At 61.4% G+C, this 19,030-nt stretch carries 21 protein-coding genes; 12 read left to right on the forward strand and 9 right to left on the reverse strand.

Annotation, left to right across the window (positions count from 1 at the left end; translation table 11 throughout):
- Window positions 1-97: 97 nt before the first annotated feature.
- On the forward strand, window positions 98-514 hold the full coding sequence (locus ACIQT2_RS13640; protein WP_402947205.1) for a polyketide cyclase: 417 nt from the start codon (window positions 98-100) through the stop codon (window positions 512-514).
- Window positions 514-939 (forward strand): MarR family winged helix-turn-helix transcriptional regulator, encoded by a 426-nt coding sequence (locus ACIQT2_RS13645; protein WP_402947207.1) that lies wholly within the window; start codon window positions 514-516, stop codon window positions 937-939. The genes ACIQT2_RS13640 and ACIQT2_RS13645 overlap by 1 nt, the downstream gene beginning before the upstream one ends.
- Here the strand turns inward: ACIQT2_RS13645 and ACIQT2_RS13650 are convergent.
- Window positions 936-1,454, reverse strand: a complete 519-nt coding sequence (locus ACIQT2_RS13650; protein WP_402947210.1) for a hypothetical protein — start codon at window positions 1,452-1,454, stop codon at window positions 936-938. The genes ACIQT2_RS13645 and ACIQT2_RS13650 overlap by 4 nt on opposite strands.
- Before the next feature lie 38 nt (window positions 1,455-1,492).
- The gene (locus ACIQT2_RS13655; protein ID WP_402947212.1) at window positions 1,493-2,188 is read right to left on the reverse strand and encodes a plasmid pRiA4b ORF-3 family protein; all 696 of its coding nucleotides are present in this window, start codon (window positions 2,186-2,188) and stop codon (window positions 1,493-1,495) included.
- A gap of 159 nt (window positions 2,189-2,347) precedes the next feature.
- Between ACIQT2_RS13655 and ACIQT2_RS13660 the strand changes: the two genes are divergently transcribed.
- The gene (locus tag ACIQT2_RS13660; RefSeq protein ID WP_402947215.1) at window positions 2,348-2,761 is read left to right on the forward strand and encodes a hypothetical protein; all 414 of its coding nucleotides are present in this window, start codon (window positions 2,348-2,350) and stop codon (window positions 2,759-2,761) included.
- A 219-nt stretch (window positions 2,762-2,980) separates the two neighbouring features.
- Here the strand turns inward: ACIQT2_RS13660 and ACIQT2_RS13665 are convergent, their stop codons facing one another.
- From ACIQT2_RS13665 to ACIQT2_RS13680, 4 genes are all read right to left on the reverse strand, one after another.
- On the reverse strand, window positions 2,981-4,243 hold the full coding sequence (locus tag ACIQT2_RS13665) for an APC family permease (protein WP_402947218.1): 1,263 nt from the start codon (window positions 4,241-4,243) through the stop codon (window positions 2,981-2,983).
- 19 nt (window positions 4,244-4,262) lie between these two features.
- A complete protein-coding gene (locus ACIQT2_RS13670) occupies window positions 4,263-6,845 on the reverse strand; it encodes a LuxR C-terminal-related transcriptional regulator (RefSeq protein ID WP_402947220.1) in 2,583 nt (860 codons plus the stop codon).
- A gap of 363 nt (window positions 6,846-7,208) precedes the next feature.
- On the reverse strand, window positions 7,209-7,412 hold the full coding sequence (locus tag ACIQT2_RS13675; RefSeq protein ID WP_021472668.1) for a cold-shock protein: 204 nt from the start codon (window positions 7,410-7,412) through the stop codon (window positions 7,209-7,211).
- 218 nt (window positions 7,413-7,630) lie between these two features.
- Window positions 7,631-8,176 carry a hypothetical protein gene (locus tag ACIQT2_RS13680; RefSeq protein ID WP_402947223.1) on the reverse strand — a complete coding sequence of 182 codons (546 nt, stop codon included), beginning with the start codon at window positions 8,174-8,176 and terminating at the stop codon, window positions 7,631-7,633.
- 1,070 nt (window positions 8,177-9,246) lie between these two features.
- Here ACIQT2_RS13680 and ACIQT2_RS13685 point away from each other — a divergent pair.
- Together ACIQT2_RS13685 and ACIQT2_RS13690 are read left to right on the forward strand one after the other, a co-directional pair.
- Window positions 9,247-9,591, forward strand: coding sequence for a hypothetical protein (locus tag ACIQT2_RS13685; RefSeq protein WP_402947226.1), 345 nt, complete (start codon window positions 9,247-9,249; stop codon window positions 9,589-9,591).
- 143 nt (window positions 9,592-9,734) lie between these two features.
- A complete protein-coding gene (locus ACIQT2_RS13690) occupies window positions 9,735-10,154 on the forward strand; it encodes a hypothetical protein (RefSeq protein ID WP_402947229.1) in 420 nt (139 codons plus the stop codon).
- Between the two features lie 350 nt (window positions 10,155-10,504).
- On the opposite strand, the gene ACIQT2_RS13695 is transcribed toward ACIQT2_RS13690, so the two are convergent.
- The gene (locus ACIQT2_RS13695; protein ID WP_402947232.1) at window positions 10,505-10,705 is read right to left on the reverse strand and encodes a hypothetical protein; all 201 of its coding nucleotides are present in this window, start codon (window positions 10,703-10,705) and stop codon (window positions 10,505-10,507) included.
- Between the two features lie 218 nt (window positions 10,706-10,923).
- Between ACIQT2_RS13695 and ACIQT2_RS13700 the strand changes: the two genes are divergently transcribed.
- On the forward strand, window positions 10,924-11,289 hold the full coding sequence (locus ACIQT2_RS13700) for a hypothetical protein (protein ID WP_402947235.1): 366 nt from the start codon (window positions 10,924-10,926) through the stop codon (window positions 11,287-11,289).
- Between the two features lie 109 nt (window positions 11,290-11,398).
- On the opposite strand, the gene ACIQT2_RS13705 is transcribed toward ACIQT2_RS13700, so the two are convergent.
- Complete coding sequence (locus ACIQT2_RS13705; RefSeq protein WP_402947237.1) at window positions 11,399-13,024, reverse strand: purine-cytosine permease family protein; 1,626 nt, start codon at window positions 13,022-13,024, stop codon at window positions 11,399-11,401.
- A gap of 262 nt (window positions 13,025-13,286) precedes the next feature.
- Here ACIQT2_RS13705 and ACIQT2_RS13710 point away from each other — a divergent pair, with 262 nt between their 5' ends.
- From ACIQT2_RS13710 to ACIQT2_RS13735, 6 genes are all read left to right on the forward strand, one after another.
- Window positions 13,287-13,781, forward strand: coding sequence for a RidA family protein (locus tag ACIQT2_RS13710; RefSeq protein WP_402947240.1), 495 nt, complete (start codon window positions 13,287-13,289; stop codon window positions 13,779-13,781).
- A gap of 70 nt (window positions 13,782-13,851) precedes the next feature.
- On the forward strand, window positions 13,852-14,589 hold the full coding sequence (locus ACIQT2_RS13715) for a FadR/GntR family transcriptional regulator (RefSeq protein ID WP_402947243.1): 738 nt from the start codon (window positions 13,852-13,854) through the stop codon (window positions 14,587-14,589).
- A gap of 3 nt (window positions 14,590-14,592) precedes the next feature.
- Window positions 14,593-16,200 carry a gamma-glutamyltransferase family protein gene (locus tag ACIQT2_RS13720; RefSeq protein WP_402947245.1) on the forward strand — a complete coding sequence of 536 codons (1,608 nt, stop codon included), beginning with the start codon at window positions 14,593-14,595 and terminating at the stop codon, window positions 16,198-16,200.
- 4 nt (window positions 16,201-16,204) lie between these two features.
- Window positions 16,205-16,909 (forward strand): YoaK family protein, encoded by a 705-nt coding sequence (locus tag ACIQT2_RS13725; RefSeq protein WP_402947248.1) that lies wholly within the window; start codon window positions 16,205-16,207, stop codon window positions 16,907-16,909.
- Window positions 16,910-17,036: 127 nt separating this feature from the next.
- A complete protein-coding gene (locus tag ACIQT2_RS13730) occupies window positions 17,037-17,192 on the forward strand; it encodes a hypothetical protein (RefSeq protein WP_402947250.1) in 156 nt (51 codons plus the stop codon).
- A gap of 55 nt (window positions 17,193-17,247) precedes the next feature.
- Window positions 17,248-18,492: a flavin-containing monooxygenase gene (locus ACIQT2_RS13735; protein WP_402947253.1), complete on the forward strand. Its 1,245-nt coding sequence runs from the start codon at window positions 17,248-17,250 to the stop codon at window positions 18,490-18,492.
- A 16-nt stretch (window positions 18,493-18,508) separates the two neighbouring features.
- On the opposite strand, the gene ACIQT2_RS13740 is transcribed toward ACIQT2_RS13735, so the two are convergent.
- Window positions 18,509-18,814 (reverse strand): hypothetical protein, encoded by a 306-nt coding sequence (locus ACIQT2_RS13740; protein WP_402947255.1) that lies wholly within the window; start codon window positions 18,812-18,814, stop codon window positions 18,509-18,511.
- Between the last annotated feature and the right edge of the window lie 216 nt (window positions 18,815-19,030).

Here is a 19,030-nt window from a genome sequence, read left to right on the forward strand (position 1 = left end):
AGTATTGTCGATAACCCTCGTAGCATGGTCAGGCCCGTTGACAAGATAATCTGCGCACAGATAGTCTTTGCAAAGATTATCTTGAAAGGAGTCAGTCATGTGGGACTACGAGCACAGTATTGAAACCAATGTGGCACCCCAGGACATCTGGCGGCTATGGGCCGACGTGGAGCATTGGGGTTCCTGGAACGCCGGGGTTGAACGGATCGAGATCGACGGAGCGTTCGCACCCGGCGCCACCATTCTCATGACGCCTCCGGGCGAGGAACCTATCCCGTTGCGGATAGCCGAGGTTGTGGTCGATGAACTCTTCGTTGACGAGGCCCGGATCGACGGACTGGTGGTCCGGACCTTCCACCGCATCGAGAAACTCGACGACGGTAACCTCATGGTTGTGTACAGGATGGAGATCTCCGGCGAAGGTGCAGATCAAGTCGGTCCTGAGATAGGGCCAAGCATTACTGCAGACTGGCCGGAAACCATGGCGGCCCTCGTCGAACTCGCCCGGCGCTGATGCCTCTGACCCCGGGTGAAAGTCCCGGATTTCTCCTGTGGCATACCACCCTTAGCTGGCAGCGCGAGATCGCTGCTGCACTGGCCCCCTTGGGCCTGACTCACGTGCAGTTTGTCCTACTGGCATGTACGTGGTGGCTCAATGAAGAGGGCAAGCATCCCAACCAACTGGCTGTTGCCCAACAAGCCGGGACGGATGTAAAAATGGCGTCGCAGGTTCTGCGCACCTTGGTGACGAAGGGTCTTATCGAGCGCGAAGTGGACCCCACAGATACCCGCTCAAAGAGACTGCGAGTCACCAGCTCCGGAGCAGAGTTGGCACCGCACGCCGTTGCTGCAGTGGAACTTGTGGATACGCGCTTCTTCGAGCCCGCCCCAATAAAGGAGCTCCTCCCCATACTAAGAAAGTTGGCGCGCTCCGATTAGGGATTGCCCCAGCGGCCTTGGACATCCAGCAGGAACTTCATGCCGGCATCAGTGGGCTGGGGATCCATGCTCTTCCACATTCGAGGACCCCACAATGCCAGACAATCCAGAGGGCGACGCGCGTGGAAGTAGATGTCCCGGGCCAAGTCCAACGGAATTGCGGCGTTCCCGGCCTTGAGAACGAAACCGTGGAAGGAAAGTTCGGCTCGGATTGCTTCATCCAAGTTCTCCCATTTCGGCTCGCTATTGGTGAGCTCCCAGTGGACCACAAGCCTCGTGACGACTTCATCCGCTGGCGTACCCGGCGACGCTACACGGGCTGCCAGAAAGTCCCAAAGGTCGGCGGGGTCGCGGAGCACCCGTCGACCCACGGGAGTGAGCAGCAACTTGTTCTTGTTCTTCCGCAGCAGTTTCCAGCGCTGCAGTTGCTCGCGAAGGTCGCTCACGTGAGGAATGTTGACCTCGTTGCGGCCTGTCCCGTACCAGTCCTTGTCCCAGTTCAGCTCAGTCATCATGCGCTTAACGATCCCTGGCTTGAGCCATCCTGCAGCCGTCAGATCCAGTCCATCTGGATTGGCTTCCCGGAGTAGCCAAAGTATCGGCGCAAGGACGCGTTCATGTCCTCCAGCGAAGGTGCTTCTGCCCAGATCCGTCGAGATAACCGGTCCAGGTCAGCGTTAACGGCGTTGAGGTCGAATGCGGTCGGATCGAAGTTCTCCGCCTTCTCGCTGGTCACCCATTCCAACCAACCAGCGGCGTCCTGATACTCCGGGTGTTTTGTGTCTCCTATGACGCGGACAAGATTGGAGTATCCACCAACACCGCCCGAGTCTTCCACCGGACCACGCATCCCGCCCGACTTGCACACAATAGTGGTCTCTGGGAGCTCACCCACGCCGACAACTTCAATTTCATGAGTCCAGTGGTCACCGAAGTCGTACACATATTCAAAGGGCGACATGCCAGGAGAAGTCGGGTCAAACAACTCAAGCACCCCAACCTCCGTTGCGGACTCAGCACCTTCGGGAGAGTCGTCGGCGAGTATGCCGATGGCTCGCTTCCTTCCGTCTTTGCCCTTTCCGTGGAAGTCGAACAAGTGCGCGTTCTTCCAGCCGAACGCGGCCTGGATCACTTCGTGCAAGTCGGCAAGAGTGGCGGTCTGCGGGAGAACCAGTTGCCGCCAGATCAATGGCTCGGTCTCATTGATTGAGATGCGCAGTTCGACGGCGGGAACTTCGGTTGCAGTCATATGCTCCATTCTGCCAGCGGGCCCAACAGGCGGAAGGCACCCCTAGGCGATCCCGCGCGCCACCTAATTTTCGCAAATCACCACCTAATTTCGGCCGAGTGGATCTAGGGAGGCGCATTCCAAACACCTAGACCGATTTTTCGGGTCCAGAATTCGTGCATGATGACACGCATCTTCCCGTGGGCACTCCGTCTTCTAGGCTGCACCGTTGCAGTCTCCTCCGCGATCTCCGCAAACTTGTTGTGGCTCGCTCCCCCACCGGAGGGTCTCAAGATTCTGGATCCGCAGACCCTCAAGACCATTGCCGTTGTGTCGCTGGGAATTTTGGGGGTCCTTATCCCCCTGGCAGTAGTGGTCACGAAGGCGGTGAGGTATCCGCTGCTCAAAGCGGCCGTCTTCGCTCTCGCGGCATTCACCAACGCCATGACCCTCGGTCCGGACATCTTGGTGGAGTTCCAAGACATCTCCTCCACAGCGGCGGAAGTCTCAGCCCTTCTTCTGACGGTGGCGAGCCTTGTGGTTTACATGGACCGCGTGCAGAACCAAGTAGCAGCGCGCAAGTCCACCACCTAGACGCCGCGTCCGAGCACCTATCTTTTGCTCCACGCCCAGTAAAGACAACCAAAAATGGTTGAAGTCAGCCCGTTTTCACCACCTAGAAAAATCAAAACGACACCTAGACGCAAAAATCGCCCGTAGGCTCACTGTGTGCTTCCGGGGCGGGAGACCCGGTGTCCGGCGGGAACCCCCACCCGCACCAGGCGTAGGAAGCATAGGGCACGGCTCCGTTGGTTACCCCAAAGCGGAGCCGTGCCCGCCACGGACACGCAAGCGCACCAGCCGGTACACGATGCCCACGGCAAACATGAGCACGCCTAGTCCAATGGACAGCGGCGGCAGCGTTGCCACCAAAGCCACGCAGGCCACTGCACCCAACACCTGAAGCACCTTCGGATAACGCCGGTCCTCAGCGGGCTGGGTGAACGCCGCAACGTTGGCCACCAGGTAGTACAGCAGCACACCGAACGACGAGAACCCGATGGCCCCACGGAGATCGGCCACCGCAATGACCACACAGATCACGACGGCGATGGTCACCTCGGCCCGGTGCGGAACCTTGTACCGGGGATGGACGGCTGCGAGCGCGTACGGCAGGTCGTGCTGGCGCGCCATTGCCAGGCTCGTCCGTCCCAGCCCGGCTACGAGGGCAAGCAATGCCCCGAGCGAAGCAACAGCGGCGCCGACGCGCACCACCACCGAGACCCAGCTACCTCCGACGGCGGTAGCCAGCGGGGTCGGATTTCCCGCCACTCCGTCGGGGCCCAGCGAGGCAAGCAGGGACACGGCGATCACCGCGTACACGAGGATGGTGATACCCAAGGCAATGGTGATGGCTCGCGGAATGGTCCGGCGAGGCTCCACGACCTCCTCACCCATGGTGGCGATCCGCGCGTACCCTGCGAACGCAAAGAACAGCAGCCCGGCCGACTGCAGGATCCCGTACCAACCGTGCGAGAGCAGCCCGTCGCCAAGGATGTTGCCCGGATCGGGCGAACCGCCCCAACAAGCCGCAACTGCGATCCCGAGGGCGAGCAACACGGCGATGACCAGCACGCGCGTCAGTCCCGCTGTCCGCGTCACACCGTGATAGTTGACGGCCGTCAGGAGTACGACGGCGGCAATCGCCATCGGCTTCTCCCACCCGGGCGGCGCGGCATAGGCAGCGAAGGTCATCGCCATGGCCGCAGCACTGGCCGTCTTGCCGATGACAAAGCCCCAACCGGCAAGGAACCCTGGCCACGGCCCTAGTCGCTCCCGTCCGTAGATGTAGGTGCCTCCCGACGTCGGGTAGGCCGTGGCGAGCTGCGCCGAGGACGTCGCGTTGCAGAATGCCACGAACGCAGCCACCACCAGTCCCACGAGCAGCCCCGAGCCAGCAGCCGCGGCTGCTGGCGTGAAGGCCGCAAACACGCCGGCCCCGATCATGGAGCCGAGGCCGATCAAGGACGCATCAAAGGTACCGAGCCGGCGGGCCAATGCGGGTGGCGTGTTCACCCAGCCAGCCTATCCAGAGTCACTGTGGCGGAAATGTATTCCCAACCAAGATGAAGAGACTTGTACGTGACGTCGCGCCGGTCTTTCTCAGGGCGTTGGAGATGTGGTTTTCCACCGTTCTGGCGCTGATCCGTAGACGCTCCCCTATTTGGACGTTGGAGAGGTACCCGGCCAGCGCGGCGATCTCGATTTCCCGCTCGGTCAGGGCACTGGCCTCGAAGGTGTTAAAGGACAGCTGCTCGTTCTCTGAGGGGAACCTGGCAGCGAAGGCCGAGGATGCCGTGGCCAACGCTTCAGCCGATGTCGTATCCCCTTCAAGAACGTGGCCACGGAGGGCGCTCCGCAGCAGCATGCCCACCTGGTACACATCCTGGTCCGGCTCGTAGTGTTTCAGCAGCAATCCGAGGAGCTGGTGGTCAGTCTCCACAACGGCGGAAGCAATGGACACGAACTGGTCGTGGACCAGGATGCCGCTATCCCTCAGCACTTTCTGCAGCAGGTCCAGGACCCTGCGCCCCGGAGCCAAACACGTGCACAGCAAGGCCGTCATCTTCGCCTCGAGGACGTAGCCGCTCTTGAGTTGCCGTTTGATGAGTTTGCTGGCGTCCTTGTCGAAAGCCGTGGGCTGCATGTCCGAGGTGGTGACCAGGACGTAAGGACCTTTGCCAATCCCCGGCAACGGTCCGACGTCGGGCATTTCAGAGCGGGCCTGCGACGCGATGGAGAGCGTCGGCGTGGTAGAGGTGGTGGCTTGGCGAAGGCCGGCGAGCCGGAGCATGGCGTCGTAAAGGATGTCCACCACAAACCCCGGGCGGCCCATGGCGAAGACGCTGCTCATGAGGTATTCCGCTTCGTCGAAGTAGCCGCTGTAAAGCAGGCCGTGGACAGCAACGTAACTGCTGGTGACCACGCCGAACTGGTCCAGGTTCTTTCGTGCTTCGGCGCGCCAGTCCAGCGCAAACACCAATGACTCATCCACCCGCCCGGCGGCAAACAGCGCATAGCCGTGGATGAAGGGGCGGAGATGCGGGAAGAGCTCGTCGTTTTCGACGTCGTTGATGAGTTTGAGCGCGGAGGCTGGCCGGCAGCGGTACAGCTCAAGCAGCGCCTGCGTCAGGACCTCGAACGTCCGTGCGCCCACTTCTGGCGTGCCAGCCGACTGCTCCGGCACCCGTCCGTGCGAAGCACCCAGGAAGAGCATGGCTGCTTCCGCGTCGGCTTTTAGCTCCGGGTTGGCGTCCCCGAACGCCTGCAAAACCTCGACGGCGGCACTCGCGCCGCCCGCGGGTATCGCAAGGAGGGCCTTCGTGATGGTGAGGAACAGCAGCTCGCTGGGGTCGGCGTCGTCCGTTGGCGTTTCCGTCAGGACGCGCGCGGTCCGAACGGGATCCACCGGCGCGCCCCAGTAAACGCGCAGCAGAGCGGCAGCGTTGGTGGCCGTCTTGTTTGCCTCCCAGCGTTCGAAGCGGGCACGTTCGCGGACAGCGCTGTGGTCCTGGAAGTGCCGTGCGGTGACGGCGTCATCGTTGCCGCGTTCCAGGCGCAGGGCCGAGAGGACCTGCGAGAGGCAGTCGGCCGTGGAGGTTTCGTCACCCGCAACCTGAGGCGTGGATTCGAGGATCCCGGCGATCCTGCTCCGCAGCAGATGCCGGTCCCGGAGTGTCCGGCGGCCACGGAAGTAGTCAACGATCACGGGTGGGCTAATGGCGGCGATGGTGCCGTTGTGGTGGTCGTCCATGACGGAGAGAAACCCGCGGCGTTCCAGGCTGTCCAAGGCGTCCGGCGAGACGATTTTTTGCAGGACGTCGATGCGCGCGGTGCCCAGGATAGCCATGCTGTGCAGTGCGTTGACGTCTTCTTCGGGCAGCTCAGCGAGGAGCGCCTCGACGCTGCCGCTGAGGTGGTCGTTCCACAGGGTGCCGGCGGACATGTGCCACATGCCATCGCGCCGCACCAGGAGGTTGCTCAGCAAGGCAGTCTCCGTGATCCGAACGATCAGGCGCGGATTACCTGCGGATTTGGTGAGGATTCGTGCGGTGGTGTCCACGTCCGCGGGGCCGCCGAGCACCCTGGCGATCAGCGCGTGCACTTGCTCGTAGTGCAGCGGATCCAGTTGCACCAGAGCCTCACGCCCCTGGTTGAGGACAGCCAGCTGTCCGCGCGTGAAGTTATGGGTCTCCGGCGCTGTGGCGATCATCGGCGCGAACGACTGTTGGCGGACGGCCTCCAGCACCGCAAGCGACTCGTTGTCCAGGAGCTGGATGTCGTCCACCATCATCAGGTGCTTGCCCGGCTTGGCGAGCTGGCTGACCATCACGTCGGCAAGGTCCAGGACACCACTCCGGCCCGGGCGCATCTCCATGCCGAGGCCCTTGACGGCGGCGTAGGGGATGTTGCGGTGCGTCCGAAGTCCGGTCACCGAGTGGATGGTGAATCCGGTCTTCTCCGCGCTGGAGACCGCGCTGGAAATCACTGTGGTCTTGCCGCTCCCGGGCGCGCCGATGACGCGTACGCCAATGCCGCGTCCCACGTAGTCGAGGATGCGCTGCACCTCAATATCGAACACCCTGCCCAACCTTCTGTTTCCGTTGACCACTGTCATGCGGTTCACCCCGGAGACTAAGGCCGAAAATCGGCACTAGGGGTCCAAAAGTGCCTTGCACAGGCGTTTTTGGGCGAAATTAGGTGGTGATTTCGCAAAATTAGGTGGTGGCGCGGATCGTCTAGGTGGTGGTTTTCGGGCTCGGATTGGCTCTGGTGGAAGCTCGGGCAGATCATCGGTACCCCTTGCGTGATGGTGTCTTGATGTCCACGCTAGGGGCTTCGGGAAGGGAACTACATGGGTGTAATTCGCTATGTGGATATGTGTTCGATTGCCATGATCAGCACTAGTAGATATATACGATGGATACGACAAAAAGCAGGGCCGGTCAGTGACCGGCCCTGCTCTTGAGTTATCCGAAGACTAGATAGCCTGGATGTTTACTGCCTGGGGACCCTTGGGGCCCTGCTCGACGTCGAAGGAGACCTTCTGGTTCTCTTCGAGGGAGCGGTAGCCCGAGGAGTTGATTGCGGAGTAGTGAGCGAAAACGTCCTGGCTGCCATCTTCCGGGGAGATGAAGCCGAAGCCCTTTTCAGCGTTAAACCACTTGACGGTACCTGTAGCCATAATTTCAGTCCTAACTGAAGGTGGAGATTGTTCCCGACTTTCGGGTCTCCGGTGTGGGGTGTTCTCCACCGTTACTTCAGAAGGTCGCAGACCAAAGTGGACTGCGGGGACTGCCTGAACTACCAAATGCCAAACACAACAACACCGTCAAGTTTACAGACATCTGGCGGTATGGCTAGTACTGGGACGGATTAATCCAGCAGGTGTGGTTTTCTCGTTCATACCAAGTCATCCTCGGTTTTGCGCTGCAGATGCCCGTCCACTCCACGATGCCATCCCCGGCCGTCGCAATCCGTGAAAGTCACCGACGCCATGTAGACAGTGTTACCGGGGATGGGCTCCAAGACTTTGCCCGGCTCCACATGGATGGGCCACCGCTTCCGCTCACTGAAAAAGTAGCGGCCGGGCGGAAGGATCTTGGCCGATGCTTGGATCTCAGGGATTGCGGTTCCCTTCCCGGCTTTGCCTTCCGACCTGCTGAGCTCCATCCCGAACACAGGGGCATCGCTCGAGTTCACCAGTTCGATCCCCCATTGGAATCCGCCATCGACTTCTCCCCTCACCGGCCAGAAGGCCACCTGCGTGGCTTGCCGCCGCTCCTGCAAGGCGATCGTTCGTTCGTCCCGTTCCCCCTCCAGCTCAAGCATGCGCTGCGCATCCCGCACGGCCTGGCCCGAAAGCCTGGTGGCTCTCATGACATAGACGAGCGTCACCATCCCCACGATCGCACCAACGAACTCCCCCAAGTCAGCCAGGAATTCCATAATCACCCTTCCGTCGCTTCAACGGGGCAGGTGCCTGCCCTTTAGTTGGGTGTCAGGTACGACGGCGGCGTGACGGTTTGGTGCGCATCGGCGCTGTCACCGCCTGGCCTTGCTTGTCGTGCCGCAGAGCGCCGTATGCTGACAGGACGTGAGCATTTGGGGGGGACATGTCATTGCTCGGATTGAGCCTATTGGAACGCTTTGTCCAGGCTGATGTTGCAATCCGCACGACCATCAGCGCGGGCGCTCCTCCACTGACGGCTTTCGCGCTTCTTGCGTTGGTGTTGGCCGTCACCGTCCTCCTGGCTCATACGTTCCGGGCGTTGCTTTGCACCATGATTGGGCTGGCGGTCCACGCCAGTACGCCAGCAGTCGATGACACCCCCCGACCGATTTCCTCGTCATTGGCCAGGTCCGTCCCCAAAGGTGGGACAGGTCCACGCGCTCCGGGTCAGCCTCGCTGTCGCCCCAGGAGCCTCCAAGCAGCCCCCTGAAATCCGTCTCGGACACCTTCGCGTCACCGCTGGATCAGGCCTGCGCGCTGCTTGCGCTGCTGCTCTTTGAGCGACCTCATGACAGTTCTCTCACTGCCATCACAAGGAGCTCATCGCAATGTCCCTCAGCACCCTTCTGTCTTCATTTCGTTCCAGGCCCGGCCGATTCCGCTCACGTCCGATCCGTCACTTGCGGCTGCGATGGAGGCTCACCCGACGCCTCGCACTCCGAATTGCCACCAAAGCCACACTGTTCGGTGGCTGGGTCTGGTTTGCGGCCATCTCCCTCATCGGATTGGAAGCATTCGAAATCCTCGTGGGCGCGTTCGCGTTGGCCCCCGAGTTACTCCCGGTTGTGATCCTTGGCCTCGCCCTGACGTGGTATTTCCGTAAACGAGTCCGGCGAGTTTTCACGCGGGCGCGGGCCTTTCGGCGACTTTGGCGGATGAAGCATCCGCGTGCCAAGGCCGGCATCTGAGTGGTGCGTACGACGGCGGCATGACAGTTGGGTGCGTCACGAACCTTCAGTGCGGCTCACCTAGGGTTGGGGAGAACGTCAGGAATCAGGGGGAACACATGCACAGGGAATACCGGGCTGGTGAATCAACGTTCGGTCCGCTGCCATTGAAAAGCATCTGGGAACCGCACGTCCTTCGGGATTTCGAGCTGAGGGTCATCATGCAGGTGGCTGGGTGCGAAGGCATCGTTGGCCGCCTCCTGCTTGGCGACGTTGCAGGTCCCCCGGACATGCCACCCTTGGAAGTCGCAAACTACGTAGCGAAGCAAAAGGGCTACCTTCCCCTCTTTGTCGGTTCGGACACGGAAGTCCGCATCTCAGAGGGTGGTGAGGAGGTTCTCCGGGAGTTCTTTGCCTCGGATGAATGGAAAGGTCGGAATCCTGAGCAAACGCGGCGCTGGTGAGGCACCCAATTGGCCCTGCGCCAAAACTGCTTGTGCCGTTCTTCAGCTCTATGGTGAGCCACGACTGGGAGCGCTTGGGATACCCCAGCCACGCGGCGGCCACATACTGGGACACCCGCTCCTGCGGTATTGCTTGCCTGCGTATGGCATATGGACACCTGACTCCCGCTCATACTCTGCTGCCCGCCACCATCACTGAGGAACTCCTCCGGCTCGGTGGCTATACAGAGACGCACGGCTGGAACCACCGAGGTTTGGCGCGTCACGCAAGGGGGTGCGGACTCGTCGCTCAGGTGGTGACGCTCTCACGCCGGGACGACTTTTGGCAGGCTGTGAGGGCGCCTGGAGTTCTGATCGTTTCGATCAGCTCATCCTTCGAGGACGACAGCGACTCCGGCCACCTTGCGGTGGTGGCCGGCTTCTCCGATGCGGGCCACGTGGTCATCCATCGACCGTCCAGCCAGCATCCAACGGAAGGACGCAGCCTGCAGGTTGATCCTGATACCTTCTGGGAACACTTTTCCGGCGGGGCCATCCACATCAGCCTCCCGCGCGAGGCCTAAGACAAACCAGTGCACCTCTCCGTGGCAGCCCTGGCTTCGCGCGACGAATAGCCGGTGTACCAACTCAGCCCCATAAGGCTGAACGAACCAGCAACCAGGCACCCGACGGTGAGCAGGTCGGATGAGAAGAATGTCAGGCCTGAGAGGAGGCTGGCCGTGAGCCCAAGAAGGACCGTCACGGTTAGCCACTGTCGGCTTGACCACCCACGCACCCGAACGCCGGCGCCGTCGTACCACCAAAGACGTGCTCGGAGGGTCAGCGGCAGCCTTTGTGTAAACGGAAATTGATCCATCGGGGCAGCATGGCATCCACCACTGACATTTTTAAGATCGGCGCCGGAATCGGCGGCCTAAGCCGCGTCCCGCATTTTCTCGGCCCCCAAGCGCCTCTCCAAGATCACCCAAGCAACCGTCACGGGAATCCCGACGATGACGAGCAGCGTCACACTCCAGAACCCGTTGATCACGTGGGTGAACTGCAAAATCAGAATGGCCAAAACTAAGGCCGAGGATGCCAAGCTCAGTACGCGGATCTTACGTGCAGCGTTCATTATGGAAATCGTCCCCCTACGAAGTCGTCCAAGAAGCCTATCGTCTCCTATCCCCGTACGGCACGTAGTCGTGCAAGGATGGCATCACTGACAAATGGGGGTGTCCAGTGATTAGTTCGCGGCAATTCGTGTGCATTGCGGCAGGGTTCGCTATAGTCGGCATGTTGTCCAGCTGCACGTCTGAGCGGGCGACAGAGCCCGACGTCGGCCTCCCACCCGTGCCAGGCCCGACCTTCGCGTCACTGGCCGAAGCTCGAGAGGCCGTTGCCGCCGTCGTCGGCTGCGAGAGCGAGCCAACCGCGAGACCGATCGTGGACCCGGACCTGGCCGGGTTCACGGCCGAATATGCGGTTTGTGGCAAAAGGGTTCAGATCGAGTGGTTCAAGAGCTCGGATGCTCGGGCCGACGCCGCGCAGGTCTATATGGATACCTCGCAGCCGTTGGCGATCGTTGAAGGCGAGAACTGGATCGTCGCAGACTTGTCCCTCGCGTTGGAGGAAAACTGGAGCGGCAAGGACCTGGACAAGGTGGCGCAAGAAATCGGCGGAACGTACACGGTCTTGAACGGCTTCACACAGGCATAGGACACTCGGTCCTGAGCCGCACCCGTCGCTGCGAGTACTCAATCAGAAATCCGGACGGATACTGGCGATGGCTGCGGCACCCAAGGGGTGCGCAGCCATCACCAGTTACTTACACGGGCAAGTGATCGTGCTCAGTTGCGCTGAAGGACAGGGTCGCATCCTCATGCTTGCAAGCATTCAGATACCTTCGGCTGAGCCCCGCGCAGGCTGAGCAGATGGGAGGCTGCCCAGGAACGCTGGGATCACGATCCATTTCGGCAGCAATGTAGCTGTGGTCGCACGCATGGCAGCGGATGCGTGCTTCCCAAATGTCATCCACTTCGTCTCGGGGATCGTTGCGACGGCGGAGGATGGCGCTACGGGTTTGGGCTTTGAACGCCGCTGCGTACAGGACTGACGCAAGAGTCAACGTAAGCGGCGTCGACCAGGTTGCTCCGAATGGACCGCCGAACTGGTAGAGCAACGCACCGAGTAGTGAACTGCCAATCCAAATCCAGCTTCCCAAAGTGAAGCGGGCCAATCGCCCCGGGCGGACTTCCGGCAGTCCATTCTTGTCGCCTCGCGAGCTGAAAAGAATGTGGACGAGCATGATGCCAACCCACGATGCAATGAACGCACCCTGCCAGGCAAGGGCAACAAGCACGTAGTTGAGAACGTCGGTGAGCATGATCAGGTAGGTGATGGCACCACAAATCAGCACTGCCCATGCTCGTGGAAGCCGAGCGCGGAAGAGCCTGGTCCAGAGGGCTTCCATGTTGGTTGAGGCTACATAGAAGTTGGCAGTGTTGATGCGGGCTTGCGTGACCCAGACCAGGAAGAGGCCCCATCCACCCATCAGCGTGACGATGAACTCGACGATTGCCGTGGAGGATACGCCGCCCGCAAGGCCGGCGGAGTAGGCGATGAAAATGCCGATGAGACCGTTGGCAAGGTAGACGAAGAAGTAGAAGACGGGTCCGAAGGTGACGACGCCGTTGACCTTGGTGTCGCGTGGTTTGCCGAAGCGGGCGAAGTCCATGGTGAACATCATGAGGACGAGGACACCCAGGTAGATAAAGAAGGCGTATAGCCAGCCAGGCGCAGCAAGGCTTGTGGCTTCTTCGGGGGTATGTGCGAGCCAAGCCGACGTGTCTGCGTGGGTGGCAGCCAAGACGATCACCAGGATGAGTCCGCCCCAGTAGACCGGAAGCAAGGCAGCGTTGTACTTGTCCATCCAACGCCTGATTCCGCCCATGACCAGTGGAAGGTTCATGGCCACTGCGATCGCGTACCAGATCCGGATATCAATGCCGCCGATATATGCATGGAAGGCATGGGCGATCATTGAGCTTTCAAACACGGCGTAATAGATGGAGGTGGCCGCGAGGATGAGCGGGGCCACGATGGAACCTGAGGCACCGAACAGCCGCTGGGAAACGAGTGCGACTGTCAGGCCTGTCTTGGCCGCGTAACTGGAGAAGATAAAGCCCAAGCCTCCGAAAGCCAGGCAGGCCAGGACTATGCCGATAAGGGTGTCGACGGTTCCAACGACTGCGGCCAGCGTTGCCGCGGTGACGAGGTAGAACATTCCGCTGACCAGCGAGTACCACGACATCGACAGGGACTTCTTGTTACTGCGCCACGAGAGAGGGACTACGTGGGTGGTGTAGTCCTCGGTCGCGGCTTCTTTCACGACGCGAGGGTCATCCACGTAACTGACCTGTAAGGGCTGAAGGGGGTGGTCCGGAGTGGACATGGGAATTCCTTTGCAAGTGACGTACCAGCTCAAGTCAGAGCTGGTGTTGGGGGGGAATCACTTGGTTGTACGGGAGGCGGCGATGACTCCCATATCTGGAGTTTGTCCGACCTTTGGACCTAAGTCAACGGTTTTTATGAATCTTGTTCATTTTTTCGTTGTCTTATTGACCTGGTCCTCTCGTGTGACTACGCTCATAGGTACTTGGTTGGACCATTGGACTATCTGCCGCTGGCGAGGCAGGACATTTAGGAGCAGTACCTTGACCACTAGTTATGAAGACCGCGCCCGGGAACTCGGTCTGGAAATACCGGATTTCAAAGTCGACGGCTACTACGGAGCCGACACGTACGGGAGCATGAAGCCGCACCATATTGTGGGGAACGTTCTGTACCTCAGCGGTCATACCCCGGACAAAAGCGATGGCACAGTCCGATACCCAGGGCGCCTCGGGGCCAACCTCAGCGTCGAGGAGGGTTATGAGGCCGCCCGTCTGACGGCTCTGAACTGCCTGGGCGGAATCCGCTTGGCACTCGGCTCCTTGGACCGCGTGAAAGGTATCGTTCGTTCGCTGTGCTTCGTGACCTCCACGATGGAATTCACTGAAGTCCACAAGGTCTCCTCGGGAGCCACAGACCTCTTCGTGGAAGTGTTTGGTCCCGAAGTCGGGCTGGGTGGGCGGGCAACAATCGGCGTTATGAGCCTTGCCGGCGGCAGTTGTTTCGAGAACTGGGTAACCGTAGAGATCGTCGACTAGCCAGACCGGGCGTGGGTTCTGCGGCTGGTAGGTTTGTCTAACCAATTCAGCGGAGGTAACTATGTCGTCCATGAGCAGTCTTTCCGTGGCCAGCGGCCCCCTTTCCGAACGGTTAAGTGAAAAGCTGATCCGGATGATCACCAACGGTGAACTCAAGGCAGGCGACAAACTTCCCAACGAACGGGAATTGGCCCAGACCGCCGGCATATCCCGCACTTCTGTCCGGGAAGCCCTGCGCGAGCTGGAGCTGCGAGGCCTCATAAGCCGCAAACCAGGACGCGGGACGATTGTTGAGGAACAAACCAGGCCCGAGCTCCACGCAGGAATGCTCGGAGCCATGGATTCCTCACAGAGGATGCTGGCCGAGGTAATGGACCTGCGCGCAGTGGTAGAACCTCCGATGGCTGAGCGTGCCGCTCTCCGCGCGAGAGCCAGTGAACTGGGAGTTCTGCTCCAACCACTGGAGCTTGCTGAGAGTGAACTCCGCCGCCGGGAACCATCCCTCCAACTGCTCGTTCGCCTCGACGTCGAGTTCCACGCTGCAGTTGCGAAGCTAACCCGCAATCCCATGCTGGTTCAGCTCCTGGGTGTCGCCAACGAATGGATGGCACCTTCCCGGGAGAGAACCCACCAAACCATGGCTCGAATAGAGCAATCCGTGGCCGCGCATCGGAGGATCTACGAGGCCATCCGCGCCCACGATGCCGACGAAGCACGCGCATCCATGTCCGGGCACATCCACCAGGTCGCCGAGGCCATCGGCGTCGGCGCCTGGGACCCTGACACACCAAACGAGAAAGCAACCTAAGCAATGAATCAGAACTCCCTCACCGGGGCGGCGGCCACTCCGCATTCCGGAGCGACGGCCGCAGCCCATCGGGCATTCGCCGAAGGTGGCAACGCGGTGGACGCCGCCTTGGCTGCGGCAGCCATGCTCACCGTTGTCTATCCCAATCAGTGCACCATCGGCGGCGATGCCATAGCGATGGTTGGTACCCCCGACGGAAACGTCACAGTCGTCAATGGCAGCGGGCGCTCCGCCCGCATCACTGACCGCAACAAATACATAGGACCGGACGGCTTCGTGCCCGTGGCCGGAGCTCTGAGCGTCACTGTGCCCGGCGTTCTCAGCGCTTGGGAGGTTCTTGCCGACAAGTGGGGACGTCAGCCTCTGGCGGCTGCCCTACTCCCGGCTGCAGCCGTGGCAAAGGCCGGGGTCACCGTAGCACCTGGTGTTGCCCGCGACCTGATACGCGAACAGCATCTCCTGTCCCAGGATGCGGGATGCCGTGAAGTATTTTTTCAGGACGGGGTAGTCCTCAAGCAAGGTGAAACCCTCAAACTAGTCCGCCTTGCAGAGACGTTGACCCGCTTAGCTGAGGATGGCGTGAATGCCTTCTACCGGGGACCCATTGGCGACAGCGTTCTTGAAACACTCCGCAGCTTGGGCAGCGAGCTCACTCGCAAGGACCTTGAGGATCACCAAGCCACCCTTGAACGCCCTGCTTCCGTAGAGTTTGCCGGGACCGAATACCTCAGCGCCGCAGGCAACAGCCAAGGAACCTTTTTCCTCCAAGGCCTGGCCGCGCTGGATGTCGTGGCTGACGAGCTGGGGCGCATCCCAGACCCGGATGGCGAAGACGCCGGCGTCATCGCCGGCATTCTCGCTGCAGCTGCTCGAGACAGGGATCAGTACTTAGGCGATCCCTCACATCGCGAGGTTCCTGTCGACGTCCTGCTGTCACGCGAAACCGCCGCCGCGACGGCACAGCGCGCCCTCACTCGCAGCCTGTCGGGAAGCAACGCCGGACGCACCTACGCCCGACGAACCGGCGATACGGTGGCCGTCGTCACCGCTGACTCAGAAGGAAATTGGGTCTCGCTCATACAGAGCGCCTTCCACGCTTTTGGATCTTGCGTCCTGGATCCAGGCACTGGAATTCTCCTCCACAACAGGGCCGCCTCCTTCAGCCTCACGCCGGGGGCAGCGAACGAATTGCGGCCAAGCACGCGCCCTCCGCACACGCTCATGCCCGTGCTGGTTCGAAAAGACGGAAAGCTGGTCGGGGCGCACGGCACCATGGGCGGCAGGGCGCAACCCCAGGTCCATACCCACCTCGCACTGAACTTGGCCTTGGGCATGGCTCCCGACGCGGCGTCCGCCCGTGCCCGATGGATCATCGGGCAGATGGAAGCCGGGGCGGCCGCGGCTGATGATGCCGCGACTATCGCCATCGAATCAGGAGTCTCCAACCGTGCGGTCCAAGCCCTGCACGCCGCAGGATTCCGTTCCAAGGAACTGGAAGCCTTCGACGACGCAGCCGGCCATCTGCAGGTGGTTCGGCTAATTGAGGATGCGGCATCCATCGCGGTAGGGTCCGATCCGCGTTCCGACGGGTTGTTGGCGGACGGGACGTAGCCGGGTGGTTTCACAACGAATCACGTTCTGGTTGATGATCGCCGTGAGTTTCGGTACCGGAGCGCTGGATGCTGCCACTTATCTGGGCATGGAGCATATTTTCGGCGCGAACATGACCGGCAATGTCATCCTGGTGGGCCTGGCCCTCGCTGGATCCGAACACATAACGCTCTGGGGACCCCTCACCGCGCTCGGTGGCTTCGCCTTCGGTTCGTGGATCCTCGGGCTGATCCTGCGACGGTTTCCTCCCAAGAACGCTAAGGATACGGCCGTCATCCCCGTGTTCTGGTTCATCGCCGCCGGCATGGTTGCCGTCACGGTCCTCATGGCCATGCTGCCCCTCACTGAACCCCTGATGCATGCCGCAACGGTGGCCATCGGCATCTTCATGGGCTTTCAGGCGATCGCAGCGCGCAGGGTGGGGGTACCGGACGTTTCCACGGTGGTCATCACCTCTACGCTGTCCCTGCTCTTCAGCGAAGCAGGACGTTTTTGGGGTGGCGCAAAGACGGTAGCGACCCTTCGCCGGCTCGCGGCCGTCCTATCGATGTTCTTGGGTGCAATTGCCGGAGCTCTCCTCGAACATCATGCCCTCTGGTGGGCCATGGCCGTCCCGGCGATCATCCTGACCGGTGTTGCCCTCACACTCACGCTGCTCAGGCCTGTAGGCGTCAAAGACTCCCCCGCCAAAGCGCTCGTCTCTGCATAAGCTTCACGTAGGGGTGGGTTGGAGGGTCAGCGATCCTCCAACCCACCGGGCGTCCCTGCATGTCTTCCGAAGGATCAGGCGGCCTGCCGAATATGGTGGTCTAACACTTTGACCCCAGGAGCCGCGAATGACCGACGACGCTACGTCCGAGCCCACCCCAGAGCTCGAAGGCCAGACCTCCATCCACGACTTCATAGCCCCGACGCCGGCCACAACCCCCGTAGAACTCAGGGAACCGACGGACGCTGAAATAGCAGCGTTCTTCGAGGCACAAAACAACTAAACGAACCCACCAAAACCCATCCCCAAACAGTAGCCCCAAGCGTAAAATCCACGCCATGGGATCTGCCCCAGATACCGTGATCATCGGCGCCGGCCAAGCCGGTCTCGCCACCAGTTACTGGCTCACGCAAGCGGGCGTCGAGCATCAGCTTCTCGAGCGGCGCGGCTCCCTCGGCGGCGCGTTCCAGGACCGCTGGGACGGGTTCTACATGAACACCCCCAATTACACGCTCGACCTTCCTGGGATGCCCTACACCGCCGATGACCCCGAAGGCTTTCTGCCCCGAACCGCCGTCGTAAATTTGCTCAGGCGATACGCCGAAGTGATCAGCGCCCCGATCCATACCGGCGTCGACGTCACCAGGCTGTCGGCCGGAACGAACGGCACTTTCAGCCTCGAAACTTCGCAGGGCAGGCTGGGAGCCAGGAAGGTGGTGCTTGCTACCGGCGCCTACCAGGTGCCCAAGGTGCCAGCCGTGGCCGGCAAGCTTTCCGAGGAAGTCACCCAACTCCACACCCACGACTACCGCAATCCGCAGCAACTGCCCGAGGGTGCTGTGCTGATTGTTGGCACAGGGCAGTCGGGTGGGCAGATCGCCGAGGAATTGCACGACGCCGGTCGCGAAGTCCACCTCGCCGTCTCCACCTGCCCCGAAGCGCCCCGCCGATACCGCGGCCAGGACATCCTCTACTGGCTCCTCGAAACCGGCAAACACGGCCCCGACTACGGCGTCAACGCCCTCACCCGCGAGGCGCTCCCCTCCCCCGCCGCCCGCCTCGCCTGCAACCCACTGCTCTCCGGCACCGACGGCGGCCACGACATCCACCTCCGCGAACTCGGCCGTCGCGGCATGCACCTGCACGGCCGCCTGGAAACAATCGACGACGGCGACATCACCTTCAGCGATGACCTCCCCGAACGCCTCACTACAGTCGAGCAAGGCTTCAACCAACGCATGCGCAAAACCATCGACGCCTACATCGCAGCCGCCGGCCTGGTTGCGCCGGACCAGCCGCCCGTGCCCGACGACGACTGGCTCCCGTCAGAGCCTGCTTCCTTGAACTTGGCCGACGCTGGCATCACGTCCGTGTTGTGGGCGACCGGGTACGGGCTGGACATGTCGTTCGTCGACATACCCGTGATGGACGAATGGGGGTATCCGCGACACACCGGCGGCGTTACCGAGCAAGCCGGGCTGTATGCCGTGGGACTTCCTTGGCTGACACGGCACTACTCGTCGATACTGGGCGGGGTGGGGCTGGACGCGAAGCTGGTGGCGGACAGCGTGGGGCACGCCTGACGGGTCTACGCTTCCCTCAAATCCGGCTGCCGTGCCGGCCTGCGGAAACCGCGAGTCCGATAGGCAAGGTAGGCAAGGCCAACTCCCGCCCGAGCCGACTGAAGCCCCGGGACAGCCCACTCAGGCTCGTCCCTAACCAGACAAACAGGGCAAAGCCGATGGCGGGCACCACCAAGTTGTGAATAGGCCTGCGAGCCTCGCGGACTTTCCGGTCGAAGTAGTAGTGCTCGATGACAGCGAGGTTCACGACGGACAAGGCAACCGGCGCGCCGAAACTGCTCAGCGACGAGATAGTCAGCAGGTCCAGCACGAATGCCAGCAACTAGACGGCTGGAGTCGGAAGGATCGGCAGCGTGGGAGTACGGAATCGAGCGTAGTGTGCGGCTTCCCGAAGACGGCAAGGAACACGCCGCTGCAACCATAGAGTGGATGATCGCGCACAACGCAGGCATGCCCCCGCCAACGGGTTCTGGTTGGCGGGCTCGCAAGGTAGCCAGTCATCGTCCGGCCCGCTGGTCACGATTCCGCCAGCTGGAAC

The organism is Paenarthrobacter sp. NPDC090522, assembly GCF_044769225.1.
GTDB lineage: Bacteria > Actinomycetota > Actinomycetes > Actinomycetales > Micrococcaceae > Arthrobacter.